General features: G+C 41.2%; 13 protein-coding genes. 10 read left to right on the top strand and 3 right to left on the bottom strand.

Annotated features, from left to right (window positions below):
- Positions 1–217 precede the first annotated feature (217 nt).
- Complete coding sequence (locus tag VEHSUH06_RS06115) at positions 218–1,771, top strand: nitrite/sulfite reductase (protein ID WP_105098167.1); 1,554 nt, start codon at positions 218–220, stop codon at positions 1,769–1,771.
- Positions 1,772–2,414: 643 nt separating this feature from the next.
- Entirely contained in the window at positions 2,415–3,230 is an 816-nt protein-coding gene (locus VEHSUH06_RS06110; RefSeq protein WP_105098166.1) for a nitroreductase family protein, read from the top strand.
- Positions 3,231–3,324: 94 nt separating this feature from the next.
- Here VEHSUH06_RS06110 and VEHSUH06_RS06105 read toward each other — a convergent pair whose 3' ends face one another.
- Complete coding sequence (locus VEHSUH06_RS06105) at positions 3,325–4,143, bottom strand: MetQ/NlpA family ABC transporter substrate-binding protein (protein WP_009352377.1); 819 nt, start codon at positions 4,141–4,143, stop codon at positions 3,325–3,327.
- 263 nt (positions 4,144–4,406) lie between these two features.
- On the opposite strand from VEHSUH06_RS06105, the gene VEHSUH06_RS06100 reads away from it, so the two are divergent.
- The 3 genes from VEHSUH06_RS06100 (at position 4,407) to VEHSUH06_RS06090 (ending at position 6,810) form a co-directional block, all read left to right on the top strand.
- Positions 4,407–5,573: an iron-containing alcohol dehydrogenase gene (locus VEHSUH06_RS06100; protein WP_105098165.1), complete on the top strand. Its 1,167-nt coding sequence runs from the start codon at positions 4,407–4,409 to the stop codon at positions 5,571–5,573.
- A 240-nt stretch (positions 5,574–5,813) separates the two neighbouring features.
- Complete coding sequence (locus tag VEHSUH06_RS06095; RefSeq protein ID WP_105098231.1) at positions 5,814–6,479, top strand: AzlC family ABC transporter permease; 666 nt, start codon at positions 5,814–5,816, stop codon at positions 6,477–6,479.
- Positions 6,472–6,810, top strand: a complete 339-nt coding sequence (locus tag VEHSUH06_RS06090; protein ID WP_105093651.1) for a branched-chain amino acid transporter permease — start codon at positions 6,472–6,474, stop codon at positions 6,808–6,810. The genes VEHSUH06_RS06095 and VEHSUH06_RS06090 overlap by 8 nt, the downstream gene beginning before the upstream one ends.
- 48 nt (positions 6,811–6,858) lie before the next feature.
- On the opposite strand, the gene VEHSUH06_RS06085 is transcribed toward VEHSUH06_RS06090, so the two are convergent.
- Positions 6,859–7,980, bottom strand: a complete 1,122-nt coding sequence (locus VEHSUH06_RS06085; protein WP_105097717.1) for an IS256-like element ISVat2 family transposase — start codon at positions 7,978–7,980, stop codon at positions 6,859–6,861.
- Between the two features lie 264 nt (positions 7,981–8,244).
- Positions 8,245–9,096: an aldo/keto reductase gene (locus VEHSUH06_RS06080; protein ID WP_105098164.1), complete on the bottom strand. Its 852-nt coding sequence runs from the start codon at positions 9,094–9,096 to the stop codon at positions 8,245–8,247.
- A gap of 111 nt (positions 9,097–9,207) precedes the next feature.
- On the opposite strand from VEHSUH06_RS06080, the gene VEHSUH06_RS06075 reads away from it, so the two are divergent.
- The 5 genes from VEHSUH06_RS06075 to gltB all read left to right on the top strand — a co-directional run bounded on the left by VEHSUH06_RS06075 (position 9,208) and on the right by gltB (position 18,548).
- Positions 9,208–10,326 carry an efflux RND transporter periplasmic adaptor subunit gene (locus VEHSUH06_RS06075; protein WP_105098163.1) on the top strand — a complete coding sequence of 373 codons (1,119 nt, stop codon included), beginning with the start codon at positions 9,208–9,210 and terminating at the stop codon, positions 10,324–10,326.
- 100 nt (positions 10,327–10,426) lie between these two features.
- Positions 10,427–11,362 carry a DUF2156 domain-containing protein gene (locus tag VEHSUH06_RS06070; RefSeq protein ID WP_199179762.1) on the top strand — a complete coding sequence of 312 codons (936 nt, stop codon included), beginning with the start codon at positions 10,427–10,429 and terminating at the stop codon, positions 11,360–11,362.
- A gap of 141 nt (positions 11,363–11,503) precedes the next feature.
- Positions 11,504–12,697 (top strand): enhanced intracellular survival protein Eis, encoded by a 1,194-nt coding sequence (gene eis, locus VEHSUH06_RS06065; protein WP_105098161.1) that lies wholly within the window; start codon positions 11,504–11,506, stop codon positions 12,695–12,697.
- Position 12,698: 1 nt separating this feature from the next.
- Complete coding sequence (locus VEHSUH06_RS06060) at positions 12,699–13,568, top strand: RluA family pseudouridine synthase (RefSeq protein WP_105098160.1); 870 nt, start codon at positions 12,699–12,701, stop codon at positions 13,566–13,568.
- Positions 13,569–13,961: 393 nt separating this feature from the next.
- Complete coding sequence (gene gltB, locus VEHSUH06_RS06055) at positions 13,962–18,548, top strand: glutamate synthase large subunit (protein ID WP_105098159.1); 4,587 nt, start codon at positions 13,962–13,964, stop codon at positions 18,546–18,548.
- Positions 18,549–18,658 lie beyond the last annotated feature (110 nt).

Here is an 18,658-nt window from a genome sequence, read left to right as displayed (position 1 = left end):
TGAGATATTAGTTCATTTTTTGTGGGAATACTTGATCTTTCTTTTACCGAGATTTTTATTTAAAAGTAATAATTATTACAGATTGTAAACTATGGTATTAATATTCGGTATTTAGATTTGTGAGCTTAGCTATAAACATACCTATTCGTGTATGGTATACTAACCCTTACAAAGTTATGAATTATGCTTAATAGATATAAGCCAAGAGGGTAATAATATGATTACACAAGAGTTGAAAGATCGATTAATTGCAGATTATCCAAAGTTTGAAGATATGACGCATAAGTTTTATAAAAAAGCAATGTCTATCGCTGATTATAAAGGTGAATCTGGTGCGTATGGTAGCTACGCGGAACGGGGTGCTAACTCTAGTATGAGCCGTTGGCGTTTTAATGGAGGCCGCATGACGCGTGAGCATATGCAGTTTTTGGCGGAATCAATTCGTAAATACAATTTACAGCATGTGCACTTTACGACTGGTCAATGTTTACAAATGCATGGTCTTGATGGTGATACAATACTAAATCTTTTTAAAGAGTGTCATGAACATGGTATATATAATCGTGGTGCTGGTGGTGATAACCCTAATGTAGTGGCCAGTATTCTAAGGGGCATTGATCCTCGAGAAACCCTAGATATTACACCTTATGCGGCGGCTATTAGCGAGTTCCTCATGGAGCAAATGTTTTATATCAAGCTCCCACGTAAATTTAAAATGGCTATCGACAATGGTTTTGACAGTACGCCACACACTACGTTTAAAGATCTTGGGTTTAATTTAACAAAATATAATACCTTTGATGTCTATGCTTGTGGTGGACTAGGACCAAACCCTCGCATGGGTATTCCTGTGGCTCACGATGTGCAACCTGAGGATGTATTGTATTATGTGAAAGCTATGCTTATGGTATTTGCTAATCACGGTAATTTCAAGAACCGTGGCAAAGCTCGTACACGTTACATGCCGGCTGAAATGGGGGGAGCCGAAGCTTTCATCAAAACCTATGAAGAAACCTTGGCTATGGTAAAAGAGGTAGAACAGCTAACGATAAATCCTGCTGATTACGCCTATGAAATTACAAAAAGGGGTAAACGCGACGACTCTGTGGTGAACCATCGTATTTACCGGCAAAAACAAGAAGGCCTTTACTATGTGGAATACCATCCAGTCGGTGGCGATGCAAACGTTGAACATCTCTTATCTGCTCTTGATTATGCAGTGACATTAGACCAAGTTGAAGCTCGTATTGCACCTGATCAATCACTGTATTTCATCAATCTCACTGCTGATGAAGCACGTAAGATTGCAGACTTGACAGACGATAGTGCTATGAATGAATTCCGTCGTTCCGTATCCTGTGTAGGTTCTACGGTGTGCCAAATCGGGATTCAAGACTCGAATGGTCTATTAAAAGCAATCTTTACACACCTTGAAGCGAAGGGCGTAGACACTAGAAAACTCCCTCGTTTACACATCTCTGGCTGTCCGCACTCCTGTGGTACACACCAAATTGGTGAAATTGGATTCCACGGCTCTGTTAAACTAGTAGATAAAAAGCCTACCACATCCTTTATGCTAGTTGATGGTGGATCAGAACACATGGGCTCCGAAAACTTCGGCAAAATGGCCGGACATATCGTGGCTACAAAAATCCCTGAATTTATGGAAGCACTAGCAAATAAACTAAACGAAGCTCCAGAACCTGACTTTGGGACCTGGAGACTGACACACAAAGGGGAATACATGGAACTTATAAAAGCATTTGAGTAAATGTGTTCTCCGCTTGTGATGGGGCCCCACCATATAAGCTGTAGTTAAGTCGTTTGCTATGGGGCCCCGTTTCATCACGACAACTTAATTAAAAATAAAACTAGGTATCTCCTTGCTCCGTCCTTCGTAAAGTCGCTGCAGAAATACCTAGTTTTATTATTATAACACCTGCTGTTAACCAGTCCCATAGCAAGCGACTAATAGCCCAGCATATATTGCTGATTCCCCATCACAAGCTGCATCAGATATTTACTCAATCTGCTTTTGTGGGGTGTGACGCTAATACTATAAAGACTAGCCGCAGGCTAGTTTCTCCCAAATGGAGGGCGTGGCGCCACTACTATAAAGTCTTTTTATATAAATCAATCGGGTTATCTAGGTATTATATACTTAAAGTATGTAGCCCTATTTTGATGGGACGTCTTTAAAAATATAATAATAAAAAAGTACCAATATACTTGTGCAGCGACTTTGCGAAGAACGGAGCAAGCAAGTATATTGGTACTTTTTTTACTAGGTTGTCGAAATGTAACGGGGCCCATCAAAATAGGTTGGCTGATTTTCAAAAGAGTAGGTCGCCTAGATAACCCTTGATTAATTGTGTTATAATAACCTTTATAGTAGTTTTTGGAGGATTTATCAGATGTTATTTACCGTCAATACAGAAGTCTGTACACGATGCGGCCTTTGCGTAGCTGACTGTCCGACCGGGTTGCTGGTGATGTCCGATGATGGGCCTATAACTGGCAAGGGAGGCTGTATCTCCTGTGGGCATTGTATTTCCGTATGTCCCACACTTGCTCTCGACAGCGACTTGACACCGCGTAAGGAGCAAATCGATATTACACAGGAGCCTAAGTTAACGCCAGAGCAAGCTGAGTTGTTTTTACGCAGTCGTCGCTCTATTCGTAACTATCAAAATAAACCAGTTCCTGCTGAGCTCATTCGCAAAGTGTTAAACGTTGCAAGAATGGCTCCAACAGCAACTAATACACAAGGTATTTCGTATATCGTAGTACGTGACAAACAAAAATTGCGTCACATTGCTGATCTCGTTCTTGAGTGGATGCACTTAGCTGCAAAAACAGCACCTATCATGCGTCTGTATGCTCGTGCTGCTCAAGCGGAAGTAGATAAAGGCAAGGAATACATCTTGCGCGATGCGCCAGCTCTCGTCGTGGCGATCGGTTCTAAAAAAGATATTCATCGCACTCATGATAGCGGGCACTCTTGCTTGTCTTATGCAGAGCTTTATGCACCAACTTTAGGTCTTGGTACTTGTTGGGCAGGCTTCTTTGAACATGCAGGCGAAGCAGAATACGAACCATTGTTGGAGCTTTTAGGTGTACCAGAAGATAAGATTATCGCTGGTGCCATCTTGATGGGCTATCCGCGTGTTCGTTATCGCAACATCGTGGAACGTCAACCCCTAGATGTTACCTTCGATACGGAAGAATAAAATAAAAGCGATACTCTAAATTGATTAGGGTATCGCTTTTTGGCATTATAAATAAAAAAACCGGCCTCTAGTTTGATAGAGGTCGGTTCTTATTTTAGTTTGCAGATGTAATGGTACCTTTGAAAGTATCATTGATGAATTGTTTGATGGCATCAGATTTGTAGATGTCTGCAATTTTTTTGTATGTTTCGTTGTCTTTGTCTTGTTCACGAACAGCAAGGATCATAACCGCTAAAGGCTCATCTTTAGGTTCTAAGAAGAAACCTTGTTTCTCTACGTTAAGACCAGCGCTTTGAACGTAGTTCATAGGAATCGCTGCTACTACAACGTCATCTAGGCTACGAGGTAATTGAGCTGCTTCTAATTCTTGAATTTGAAGATTTTTAGGGTTAGATGTAATATCTGCTACAGTTGCTTTGAAGCCAACGCCATCTTTCAAAGTAATAAGACCTGCTTTAGCAAGTAGTGCAAGACCACGACCACCATTAGTTGGGTCATTAGGAATCGCTACGATGGAGCCTTCTGGAACGTCAGCCGCACTGCGTACAGAGTTACTGTATAAACCCATTGGCATCAAAATAGTTTTGCCAATAGCTACTAATTTGGAACCGTTTTGTTTGTTAAAGTTTTCCATGAATGGTACGTGTTGATACGCATTTAATTGAATGTCACCATCAGCGAGAGCTTTATCTGGTGTTACATAATCGGAGAACTCTACTACTTTAAGGTCGATACCTTGTTTTTTAGCCTCTTTGGCAACTGCTTCAGCTACTTGAGCATGAGGTCCTGCAGTAGCACCGATTTTTACTTCTTTAGGCGTTTGGCCTGCTTGATTAGTATTGTTGCCGCAACCAGCGATGGCGAATGCAAGTACACCAACGAGGAGAGGGGCAATAAATTTTTTGAATTTCATAATAACATCCCTTTCTACAACATATGTAATGTAAATATCCTATCATGTGAGTTGGATTTTGTATATAGAGAAATACATATGAGTTAGCTATAGATTAAAGTTATATACCTTAGCATATCTAAAAATCTCGAAAAATGGTATAATATAATTAATAAATTTTATGCAACTTAATTTAAATGTTACAGTTTAATATACGCATTACAATTTAATATAAGTATTACAATTAATTTAACTGTGGATCTAGGTCTATATAGGAGGCTACCATGTTTAACTTTGATTTTTATAATCCAACCCATATCGTATTTGGCAAAGATCGTTTAGCTGAATTAGATGCATTGGTACCAAAGGATGCAAAGGTGCTCATTACTTACGGTGGTGGCTCTGCAGTGCGCAGTGGTCTTATTGATCGTATTGTGAAGGCCCTTGGTAACCGCAAGGTAGAACAATTCGGAGGTATTGAGCCAAACCCATCTCTTGAAACGTGTGAACGTGCGGTAGCTTTCATTAAAGAACATGGTGTAGCTTTCGTTCTCGCTGTAGGCGGCGGTTCTGTAGTAGATGCTACAAAACTTATCGTTATGGGCGCTACTTATGATGGTCCTGTCGTTGAAGTTATGAAAGCTGGTGTGCCAGAGGTTCCAGTGGAAATGGTACCAAATCCATTACCGTTTGGTACAGTTATGACATTACCTGCCACAGGTTCTGAAATGAACAATGGTGCAGTTATTACTTATGGTGACGGTAAATTCCCTGTATTCAGTAGCTTAGTATTCCCTAAGTTCTCCATGCTTGATCCAACATTGACTTTCACATTGCCTGAAAAACAAGTTAAGAATGGCGTTATTGATACCTTTGTGCATACTACAGAGCAATATTTAACATATCCTGTAGAGGGCCGTATTCAAGACCGTTTCAGCGAAGGTATCTTGAAAACTATGATTGAAATCGGCAAAGAAACGGTAGAGAACCCAGAAAACTACGATATTCGTGCTAATCACGTGTGGGCTTCTACCTTGGCATTAAACGGCTTGATTGGTGCAGGTGTGCCACAAGACTGGGCAACACATCTTATCGGTCATGAGTTAACTGCGGCGTACCATCTTGACCATGGGATTACATTAGCTATCGTATTGCCTGCATTGTTAGAAGTGAAAAAAGCAGACAAGCTTGAAAAATTGGCACAATATGCTACACGTGTATGGCATATTACAGAGGGCACAACAGAAGAAAAAGCAGATAAGGCTATCGCTAAAACGCGTGAATTCTTCGAGTCCCTTGGCGTATCTACACATTTGAAAGACTATGGTCTAGGCGAAGAAGCAGTTGATAAAATTGTGAAACAATTAGAAGATCATGGTATGACTCGACTTGGTGAAAAAGGCGATGTAACACCAGAAGTAGCTCGTGAAATTTTAACGCGCGCTTTATAATACATTTGGTTAAAGCCATCAAAATTTGACACTAATTATATACAATGTATAATATAATAGCTTATATAAAAGACACCATATGGTGTCTTTTATTATTGTTCAGATTAGTTTTATCGTCTAGAGGAGGACTAAGATTAGTTTTGACTATCGTTTACATAATATATAATGTATGATTTCGAAAGGAGAAAATCCTTGAATGAAATAAAACATCGAAGTGCCTTTTCTTTTGCGCTTCCTATAATGATTCCTATGGGGCTCAGCTTCTTCTTCCTTGGATTAGGGTTTGGCTTGTATGCTACCAGTCAGGGATTACCTTGGTGGACTGCCCCTGTTTTGGCTAGTACAATTTTTGCAGGCTCTATGGAGTTCGTAACTATTGGGCTACTGATGGCAGGCTTTGATCCTGTAAATGCTTTTATGCTGACCTTATTTGTTAATGGGCGCCATTTTTTCTATGGTTTATCTGCATTACAGAGATATGTGAATATGGGGTGGAAATGGTTTCCTACCGTTGCCTGGATGTGTGACGAAAGCTTTGCAATTAATATATCTACGAAGTTGCCCGATGATGTGGATGAAAAATGGTTCTACTTCCATGTATCGTGGCTTAATTATACCTTTTGGGTGGTGAGTACCTTTGTAGGGGGATTGTTTGGTGATTTATTAGCATCTGTAGATTTGCGTGGTATTGGTTTTGTATTACCGGGCTTATTTATTGTTATATTCCTTGAAATGTTATTTAATGCTAAGAGTAATAATATTCGAGGTTTTGGTGCTGTTGGAGCCGTTGTAGCCCTAGCCATGCTTCTGTTGACGGGAAAATCCTTGTTTATGCTTGCCTCTATGGGGTGTATGCTCATAGTATGTTATATTGCGTATAAGTGGGGAGGTGTACATCTTGACTAGTTTTGAAATGGTCATTACCGTTGCTATTGTCGTAGCAGCTACATTACTTACACGTTTTTCCGCTTTTCTTATTTTTCCACCTGGTAAAAAGGCACCAGATTTTGTACAGTATTTAGGTAAGGCCTTGCCGGCAGCTGTTATGGGTATGCTTGTTGTATATACCTTTAAAGATACAATTGTGCTTTCTTATCCTTATGGCATTCCAGAACTTATTGCTTTATTAGTAACCGTTGGCATGCACCTATGGAAGCGAAATATGTTCATGTCTATTGGGGCGGGCACAGTAGTGTACATGATACTTATACAAGCCGTATTTAATGTACCTAAATAGAATAAAGTACAATAAAATAAGGGTTATAGGACAAAACGTGTTGGTACTTTAATCCCAATCATTGAAAGATAATTTGTCATAGTTATGCAAATCACCCCAAGAAATGGCATCCCCCCAAGTTGGAATTATGCCTTGAAGTTGGGCTCTTTCATTCATAGATCTATATATTTTAGAAATACTCGCATCAGTTGGCATTACCTTAAGTATTTCTTTTGCAGGAAGCGGTCTTGGTGAGTGTAAATAACACCACCAAAAGACCGCTTTTATGCGTTTTTCTACAGACATCCCTCGATGGTACCGCAATAAACGTCTGAGTTGTGCGTTTACCCCACCTTCAATAGGGTTATTAGTCCTCGGACATTCTTTATCTAACACCAATGTTTCATCTAAATATCGAAACATTGTCTCTGTATTAATTAACACCACTAGAGAGTTATAGGCTTTTAATAAGCGTTCATGCGTAGCTCTTAAATTATCATTACTATCACGTGTCATTTCACTTAGAAACTCTTTAAAAGTCACTCTCCAATTAAATAATCGTTGAATCCATATTTGTGCATCTTCCTGTGTTTTTACACTATATAAATCGCTTGCTAAATCTTTTAACATAATGCCTGCTAACGTCTTAGGTCGTCTAGTAGTGTAGCGATGCACTTGCCATACGGCATGAACAATACAACGTTGAAGCTTGGCGGTACGCCAAACTTTTTTTAATGCTTTTCTAAGACCAGGTCCACCATCAGAAACGACCACAATGGGTGTCGCTATTCGCTGCATAAGAGCTTGCCATGAGCGAGACTGTTCTGACCTACATAAATACCACCCTAATACATATTCACCATCATAACAGATCAAAATACAAGCTTTTTTAGCTAAGTAAATACCATCAACGAATACCACATCTCTCGAGGTTTCAATTTTGGGCGGCATAGGCCATATTTGCCAGAAATCAGCTATCTGTCTACGAAATGTACGGCCCTGCCCAGGCATGTCCTGTTGTGTTTCTTTACTAAATAACCAATTTAGAAATCGATGAAAACATTTAGTAGTATTATCAATAGTTTGTGTAAAGGTGATGTTACACTGCTTACAATGCCATCGTTGTGATCCAGCTTTAGTTTTCCCATATTTTTGACAAGAAAATCCACAATTTATACATCTTACCAGCATGATTATTCCCTCCACTTAGAACACGATTTTCTAAGAAGATATAACCTTATTGAAGCCAGTAAAATCAAGGGGTTTGGGACTTTTTACCAACACATTTTGTCCACCCTCTAAGTTTATCAAAAGAACTTAAAATGGCGATGGAAGCAGTAATTTACTGGCTCCATCCCCTATAAAACCAACACGTTTTGTCCTATAACCCTAAAATAAATAAACCACTTATATCTATTCCTAAAAGAAGGGAGAAGATATAAGTGGTTTTCTTTTTTATCTTAGTTGTAATAATCTTTCTAGACCTGGTGCGGTGTGGTGATCTTCCAAGAAGTCTTGTTGATCTAATAATTCCATAACGTCCATGTCGATGTTAGTAAGCTTGAAGTCGAATACATCAAAGTTAGCTTCCATATGGCTTACGGTATTTGCCTTTGGCAATGGAATGATGCCTCGTTGGATATGCCAACGTAAGATGATTTGGTGTTTTGTGACACCGTATTTTTCGGCCAAACTTTTAATGATTGGGTGGTCGAAAATCGGTTGGCGATCACGAGTAAATGGTGACCACGCCATGCCTACTACTTGATGTTTACGCATTAATTGTAATAAGGACTGACGTTGGTTAAACGGGTGGCACTCGATTTGGTTCACCACAGGTTTTACATTACAGTGGTATAGCAAGTCGATGAGGCGATCTTCGTAGAAGTTAGAGAGACCTAGACCACGCAATACATTTTGATCGTATAACTCTTCCATGGCGCGCCAAGAACCGTAGTAGTCGCCAAGGGGTTGATGTACGAGCATGATGTCGATATAATTAGTGTCTAATTTTTTTAGAGAGCTTTCAACAGCGCGCATCGTATTATCATAGCCTGCATCGGTGTGCCAAATTTTTGTAGTAATAATGATATCTGTACGATTAACGCCAGATGCTTTGATACCTCTGCCAACTGCTTCTTCGTTGCCGTAGTAAGCGGCTGTATCGAGCAAGCGGTAACCTACGCCAAGCGCATTAGCAACGGCTTGCTCCGTTTCTCCTTCGGAGCCTGTTTTATAAGTGCCATAACCGATAGAAGGAATAAAGCTGCCGTTGTTTAATATTCTAAAGTCCATCCGTTCTTCCATGAGAACCTCCGTTATATCCATAAATTAAAGAAATTAGCTTTCATACAATTCTAATTGATTTTATGATATACTAAGGTATTGATAAAAATCAATATGATAGGAAGTGACAGAATGAAAATCAATCGTTTATGTTCTGTAATTGCTATGCTTAGTGTTATGATAATGGTGCTGGCCATTGCCGGTTGCGGTCCGAAAACCGTATCCGTTACTGACGTAACATACAAGGATATGCCGTTGCAGATACATAATGACGCCAATGTAACAGCCCTTAACAAGGCGACAGTAACGCCGACCTTAACAGGGCAGGTCGTATATGCTGTGAAAGTAGGCGACCAAGTACAGCAAGGCCAAACCTTGGCAACTGTAGATACGGCGGCTTTACAACAACAGCTGGCATCCTTACAAGGTCAGTTAGCGCAAGCTCAGTCGCAATCATATGCGACATCTGTGACGACTACGACGGCGGCGTCCGTAGATAGTGCTCAATTAGCACAAGCACAGAAAATGCGTGAAGCGGGCATGATTACACAAAAAGAATATGATCGCATTGTGGAACGATCTCAACCACAAACTACGACAGTAACAACTGGCGGTGGTGGCGGTGGCGCTAATGTAGCAGCTATCGAGGCACAAATCGCTCAAGTATCGGCACAAATGGCTGCATCCACAATTGTAGCTCCTATAGCAGGTACGGTGACGGCTATCTATAACGAAGACCGTCAAATGGCGATTGCAGATCGTCCGTTTATGATGATACAACAAACCACACCGATGGTAGCATCTCTCAGCATCCCTCGTGATGCGGCGATGAAACTCGGCACACCGGAGGCAAAAAATGGCATGAAAGTGCTCCTCAAGGTGGCTGAACAAGAATTACCGGGTGAATTAACTTATGTAGATATTACGCAACCTGAAACTGTGCCTAGCGTATTGGTGAAAGCAACTTTCAACAATGACAAAGGCCTCATTAAGGCTGGCGAATTCTATACACTCGTTATAGAATCTAATGTGAAAGCAAAAATGTTGACCGTACCGTCTAAGGCGGTTCGTGAAAATTCTGACGGCAAATATGTCTATGTTTTGACTGAAAATAATACAGTGGACGTACGCGTGGTAGAGGTAGGCATTACAGAAGGTAATGATGTAGCTATTATTTCTGGTCTAAACGCAGGTGACAAGGTTATCACAACTGATGGAACCTTTGTGTTAGGCGAATCTGTAAAATTGTAATTACGAACCGTAAGGTTCTATACTAAAGTTTTAATATATGTTGAATGCATGATGGCAAGAAAACTTTCACACACTGTGAAAGCAACCTCGTAAGAGGAATCTGATAGGAGGGATTATTATTTTAGAATTTAAACGTTTTGAATTAAGAGACAAACCATTAATCGATAAGTATTTTGAACAACATCATTATGAAGCATCTGATAACTGTTTCACTACATTGTTCATGTGGCAAGATCCGTACGGCATCCGTTGGGCTGAAGAAAATGGCGTGTTGTACATTCAAGGTGGCGGTAAGCGTGAACCATTCCTATTGCCTCCGTTTGCTGGTAAAGATGCAAAGTTCCTTGATGGTTTATTGCGCGCTAAAGAATGGTTCGTAGAAAATAAATTGCCATTCCGTTTTAAAGGTGTTAGCAAAGCTGTTAAAGAGCGTATGGAAGACCTTTGTCCTGGTCGCTATGAGTTCACCCCTGACCGCGATAACTACGAATACATTTACAAGTCTGAAGATCTTATCAATTTGTCCGGTAAGAAATTCCGTCAAAAGAAAAACCATTTGAACCAATTCCGCATGCAATATTCTAACTATGAGTACTTGCCAATTACGGAAGATATCATTCCATTATGTCGCGAAACAGCAGCATCTTGGGTGGAAACTCACCACGAAGAAGGTATCGAAGACGAATTAGTAGCAATCAATTTGTTGTTCGATAACTGGGAAGCACTAGGTCTTAAAGGCGGCGCCATTAAATTGTTTGGCCGTGTGGAAGCTTTCAGTATTGGTGAAATCTTAAATGATAGAATTGCTTTGATTCATATTGAAAAAGCAAATCCAGATATTCGCGGTTTGTACCAAGCGATTAACAATGAATTCATTCGTCATGAATTTAGCGAAGTCGAATTCATCAACCGTGAAGAAGATATGGGATTGCCTGGCCTTCGTCAAGCAAAGGAATCTTACAACCCAGATCACTTTGCTGAAAAATATGACGCAGTATATGCTAACGAAGCAGATAATGCGACAGGCGGTAAATAAAAATCTGAGCTATGAAGTCGATGTGCTTCATAGCTCATTTTGTTATAATAGAAGTGTTAGCCTATCTATTTGTATGTAAATTGCGTATCATCATGGCGATGCGACAGATAGAGGCCTTTATGATATAACGAGGACATAATTATGGAATTTAGAATTGCAACGGCTCAAGATACGCCACATGTGGAAAATCTATGGGCATACTGCTTTGAACCTAAGGAAGATCCATTCTTCCAATATTATTTTACAAATTGCTATGAACCAGAACATACAATGGTTGGTCTAGAACAAGACCAGTTGTTAAGTACCGTTCATTTGCGTCAATATAATCTTAATGTACGCGGTGCTGTACTACCTACAAGTTATATGGTAGGTGTTGCCACACATCCGGCGGCACGCCGTGGTGGTGTAGGTGGTGCGTTGTTGACTGCTACATTAGAGGAACTTCGTAAGCGCGGTCAAGCCATGACGATTTTGATGCCCTCTAAAGCAGCTTTTTACCAACAATATGGTTGGGAACTCTATGCTCATCAATGGGTGAACACTATGTCTCTTGAAGACTTGCGCCCTATGACGGATAAATCTTTGAGCTTTGGCTTACTTAATAGCGTAGACCAATGGACATTGCTAGATCCGGTATATAAAGCGTATACAGCGCGTTTATCTGGTTATGCAGAGCGCGGTGAAAAGGAATGGAAACGCTTACTGGGTAGCTTCTTTGCAGAAGGTGTAAACATTGCTGTTGTGCGCAATGATGAAAGTATTATCGAAGGGTATGCTGTATATCGTTTAGGCCAGCCTGAAATCCCTGTTTCTGAATTGGTGTATACTACACGACGTGCACAACGGGCATTGCTCAATTACTTCTACAATCATCGCTCTCAAGGCACTTCTATCCGTTGGAATGAAGGCCTTCACGATACATACTATCGCTTCTATCCAGATGGTAAAAGCGGACATGCCACAATGCCGTATATGATGAGCCGTATTGTTGATGTGAAAGCGGCTCTTGAAGCGATTCCTGTAAATCCAGAGGCATTGATGATGCCTATTACTTTGACCGTTGGCGTTAAAGATAGTCTTTGTGCATGGAATGAAGGTCGCTACGAAGTACAATACGGCGGTGCATTAACGCCAACTGTTAAGAAAGTATCTGATACGCTTGAAGGTGAAGTAGATCTTACTGTTGAAGTGGGCGCTTTGAGCCAACTTTTGATGGGCACATTAACAGCACGGGATCTTGCTTTTGAAGGTAAACTTTCAGTCGGGGAAGAATGGTTAGATTATTTCGATATTCTCTATCCTGAACAAAAAACATATATTAACGAGTGGTGGTAATATGAGCTGGAAAACGTATACGGTAAAAGAACCGACAGAATTAACAGTCTCTAAATATGTAAAGGAACGGTTTTCTCTATCCTCTCGAGATATTCAAATGATGTTCCGTAAGAAACGGGTAAAAGTAAATAGCCGTGTAGCCCATTCTCAGCGGTCCCTCAAAAAAGGTGATGTCTTAACATTGGAACTGCCACAGGATAAGGATTATGGCGTAGATGTAGAAAAGGGTCCTATTACCGTTCTCTACGAAGATGCTCATACCTTGGTGGTTAATAAGGATCCTTTTATGCTCGTTCATCCAGCAGGCCAAACAAAGTCTTGTACATTGAGCAACTATGTGGCAGGTTATTATGCGAAAAAGGGCGTAGTTCATAAGGTGCGCCCTGTGCATCGCCTTGACCGCGACACATCGGGTTGCATTCTCTTTGGCAAAACTAAGGAAGCGCAGCAGTACTACACAGATGAACTACAAGCTGGTCGTATCGATCGCATTTATACTGGCCGTGTAGAAGGTCGCATTGACTCAGATGGTGTTGTCGACGCGCCTATTGGTGTAGATCCCGTATTTGATAATCGCCGTGTCATCGATGAATTTGGTCAACCGGCACAAACGGAATATACCGTTCTTAGTCATGATGGGGATTATACTTTATTGCGATTTAAATTGCTCACAGGCCGAACTCATCAAATTCGTGTACACATGGAGCACATCGGACATCCTATCGTTGGCGATGCTATGTATGGCACACGTAACAAACCTTATACACGTCAATGCTTACATGCGTCAGAACTCACCTTTGTACCCTATGGTAAGGACGAGGCTATGACGGTAACCTGTAAAGTAGGAGACGACTTTGGTCGTGAAAAATAGTAATTGCTTTTATAAGGTATATCAACTATAATCTACATGATGATGTGGTCATAGAGCATGCCACGTAAAATAAAGAAAGCTCAATCGTTAGATGTGGACATAGAGCGTGCCACGTAAAACAAAAAAAGCTCAATTGATGATTGTGTATTCGTGTATACAAAAAACAATAGTGATAAAAACGCATAGTCTATGCATCAAAAGCATAGACTATGTTTTTTTTATATTTTCAATTCACAGAGGACAGGTGTATACTATGCATAGACATAAAATTCTATAGACTATAAAGTTTATGATTTTATCATGAAATAGTTTGTCAGTTATACTTTCACCAAGCCCGAACGGAACGATGCCGCAGCGCTTGGGATGATCAAGTGATATGAAGGAGTGCATGTTATGGATATGAATCAGAGCACAATTGAGCAACAACGTCTAGATCAAGCTAGACTCGAAGCCAATGGTATGTACAGCAGTCAATTTGAAAAAGATGCGTGCGGCATGGGCTTTGTCGTTAATATTAAGGGTAAAAAATCCCATGATATTATCGATGACGGTTTGCGTATTTTAGAGCGTCTTGAGCACCGTGGTGGTGCAGGCGCCGATAAGGACACAGGGGATGGTGCCGGTATTTTGGTACAAATTCCACATGAGTTCTTTAAGCGCGAATGCGAAGTGCTTGGCATTAACTTGCCTTCCGCTGGTGATTACGGCGTAGGTATGGTCTTTGCCCATAAATATGAAAGTCTCCGTAACGAGCAAAAACGCATTTTTGAAGAGGTTGTTCGCGAAGAGGGCCAAGTTGTTCTCGGCTGGCGTGAAGTACCAGTTGATGGTACAAAGGTTGGTCAAGAGGCGGCTGCCATTCGCCCTTGGATGATTCAAATCCTCATCGGTAAAGGTCCAGATGTAACGAATAATAAAGAATTTGAACGTAAATTGTACATCATCCGTAAATTGGCTGAAAAACGCATTATTCCGTTGAGCAAGGAATTATCTAGCGACTTTTATATCGCATCTTTGTCTTCTAAGACAATCGTATATAAAGGTATGTTAACACCTGGTCAATTGCGTGACTTTTACCTTGATTTGAGCGACCTTGACTTTACATCTGCGTTGGCAATGGTCCACTCCCGTTTCAGTACGAATACATTCCCAAGCTGGGCTCGGGCGCATCCTAACCGTTTCTTAGTGCATAATGGTGAAATCAACACTATCCGCGGTAATGTAAACTGGATCAATGCTCGTGAAGGTAAAGCAGAATCTCCATTATTCCCAGATATTAAAAAGGTATTCCCTGTAGTAGATGACAGCGGTTCTGACTCCGCTATGTTCGACAACACTTTGGAATTCTTGCACATGACAGGTCGTTCCTTGCCTCATGCGATTATGATGATGATTCCTGAACCTTGGGAACGCAATAATCTCATGAGTCAAGAAAAACATGACTTCTATGAGTTCAATAGCTTCATGATGGAACCATGGGATGGCCCTGCTGCTATGGGCTTCACTGATGGTACTGTTATCGGTGGCGTACTTGACCGTAATGGTTTGCGTCCTGCTCGTTACTATGTAACAACGGATGATCGCGTTATCATGGCTTCCGAAGTGGGTGTAGTTAACGAAAACGCTGAAAATATTCGCGCTAAAGGTCGTCTAGAACCAGGCAAAATGCTGCTCATCGATACAGAGGAACAACGTATTATCTCTGACGAGGAAATCAAGCAACGCGTTGCTACTGAATTGCCGTATGATGAATGGGTAAAAGAGCACGTTATTCACTTGTCTGAAATTACGCAAGCCGATGAAAGTGACATTCCAAAAGTAGACGATTTGTTCAAAAAGCAACAAGCCTTTGGTTATACTCAAGAAGATCTTGTACGTATGATTGTACCTATGGCAAAGGATGGTAAAGATCCTGTAGGCGCTATGGGTGCCGATGCTCCACTTGCTATCTTGTCCGATAAACCACAATTGTTATATAGCTACTTCAAGCAAATGTTCGCCCAAGTAACAAATCCTCCAATCGATTCCATTCGGGAAGAAATGGTTACATCTACGCGCGTTATGCTTGGTAATTCTGGTAACTTAACAGATCCTAATAAAGCTGGTACTTATGCGTTATCTATGCGTACACCAATTCTTACAAATCAAGAATTGGCGTCCATCAAGGCTCTTGACTGCCGTCGCATGAAATCCGTTACATTGCCAATCCTCTTCGATCCAACTAAGGGCGCTGAAGGCTTGCGTGATGCGTTAAATGAATTATGTGAAAAAGCAGAAGAGGCAGCACGTACAGAACAAAATGTATTGATTTTATCCGACCGTGGCGTCGATGAAAATCATGCACCAATTCCAGCATTGTTGGCTGTAGCGGCTGTTCATAATCACTTGATCAATAAAGTGTTGCGCACAGAAATCGGTCTTATTCTCGAATCTGGTGAGCCACGCGAAGTTCATCACTTCTGTACATTAATTGGTTATGGTGTAACAGCTATCAACCCATACTTAGCACTTGAAACAGTACGCGATTTACAAGCTCGTAAACGCCTTGGCGATATTACGGTTGAAGAAGCTGAAAAGAACTACATCAAAGCAGCTGTAGGCGGCATCATGAAGGTTATGTCCAAAATGGGGATTTCCACAGTTCGCTCCTACCATGGCGCACAAATCTTTGAAGCTTTGGGCTTGAATACTAACTTCATCAACAAGTTCTTCGTAAATACGCCAACACGTATCGGTGGTATCGGTCTTGGTGGTGTAGCACACGAAGCATTAGCTCGTTATGAACGTGCTTTCAAATCCGACGAAACTGTACTCGAACCAGGCGGTTGGTATGGTCCTGTAAAAGATGGGGAAGAGCATTTGTTTAACCCTAAGACGATTGATTTGTTACAAGAATCCCTTATCAATGGCGACTATGCTAAATATAAAGAGTATTCTAAAGCAATTCGCAATGATTACCATGTTACATTGCGTTCCTTGATGGAATTGAACTACCCAGTAGGCGGCGGAATTCCTATTGAAGAGGTTGAAGCTGAAGAATCTATCGTAAAACGCTTTAAAGCGGGCGCTATGAGTTATGGTGCCATCAGTAAAGAGGCGCATGAAGCGATTGCTATCGCTATGAATCGCCTTGGCTCTACATCTAACTCTGGTGAGGGCGGCGAAGATGTAGCTCGCTTCAAACCATTGCCAAACGGCGACAGCCTAAACTCCGAAGTAAAACAGATCGCTTCTGGTCGTTTTGGTGTAACTGCGAACTACCTTATCCACGCAAAAGAATTACAAATTAAATGTGCTCAAGGTGCTAAACCAGGTGAAGGTGGTCAATTGCCAGGTAAAAAGGTGTACCCTGAAATTGCCAAAGCACGTCACTCGACTCCTGGGGTTGAGCTCGTATCTCCACCACCGCATCACGATATTTACTCCATCGAAGATTTGGCTGAGTTGATTTACGATTTGAAATGCGTCAATAAAGATGCACGTATTTCAGTTAAATTAACATCTGAAGCGGGCGTTGGTACTATCGCTGCTGGCGTTGCGAAAGCAAAAGCAGACAATATCTTGATCTCTGGTTACGACGGTGGTACAGGTGCGGCAGGCCGTACGTCTGTAAAACACGCTGGTGTACCTTGGGAATTAGGTTTGTCCGAAACGCATCAAACATTGATGCTCAACAGATTGCGTGACCGCGTTCAATTAGAAGTAGACTCCAAGTTGATGACCGGTTTCGACGTAGCAGTAGCAGCTATGCTAGGTGCTGAGCTGTTCGGCTTCGGTACATTGCCACTCGTTGCAGTAGGCTGTAAAATGGCTCGTGTATGTAACCTTAACACATGTCCTTATGGCGTAGCTACACAAGATGAAAAACTGCGTGCGCGCTTTACAGGTAAACCTGAGTACGTAGAAAACTTGATGATTTTTATCGCTCGTGAGTTGCGCGAAATCATGGCTCGCTTAGGTATTCGCTCTGTAGCTGAACTCGTTGGCCGTATCGACCTCGTTCGTCAAAAATCTCAAGATGATAATTTCAAATTGTCTCGCGTTGACCTTAAACGCGTTTTGTTCCGTCCATACATCGACTCCTCTGTAGGTCACATGCATACTGTTGACCAAGATCACGAATTGGAACGCACATTGGATATGTCCAAGCTCTTGCGTATGTGTCGTCCTGCTATTGAGGATCAAAAACCTATTCGCGCTAAATTGGCTATTACAAACATTAACCGTGTTGTAGGTACTTTGGTTGGCTCTGAGGTGACTCGTCGTTATGGTGAAAGCGGCTTGCCAGATAACACAATCAAGTTGAACTTTGAAGGCTCTGCAGGCCAATCCTTCGGTGCTTTCATCCCTAAAGGCATGACTTTAGAACTCGAAGGGGATGCGAACGATTACCTCGGTAAAGGTTTGTCCGGAGGTACTATCACTGTATATCCTCCTAAAGATTCTATCTTTGAAGCTGACGAAAATATCCTTATCGGTAACGTTGCCTTCTATGGCGCTACTTCTGGTACATCCTACATCAACGGTGTAGCTGGTGAACGTTTCGCCGTTCGTAATAGTGGTATTACTGCTGTTGTTGAAGGTGTAGGCGATCATGGTTGTGAATACATGACAGGTGGCGAAGTTCTTGTACTCGGTAAAATCGGCCGTAACTTCGCAGCAGGTATGTCCGGTGGCTATGCGTATATCCTCGATTGTGATGAACGCTATGTCAATACAGGTCTCGTAGAATTACGTCCTGCTAACACTGAAGATGATCTTAAACGCATTAAAGCATTAGTAGAACAACACGTATTGCATACGAATTCCGCTAAAGGCCGTCATATCCTAGAAAACTGGAATAACTTTGTAAATAGATTCACAAAAGTTGTACCAGTAGCATATGAAGAAATGCATGCTGCTATTGAACGCTATAAAGAACAAGGTTTATCCTTGGAAGAAGCACAATTAGCTGCATTCAAAGAAAAATATGCAAAATAATTTCTCATCTAACTGAATATCCTTTAGATAAGACATATGAAATGCCTCTATAGCTTTGACTATAGAGGCATTTTCATGTATAATATTTGTATTGCAATATTGGATCATGG

It is taken from the genome of Veillonella sp. S13053-19, assembly GCF_002959835.1.
Lineage (GTDB): Bacteria > Bacillota > Negativicutes > Veillonellales > Veillonellaceae > Veillonella > Veillonella rogosae.
This window is presented reverse-complemented; position numbering and strand designations above follow the sequence as displayed.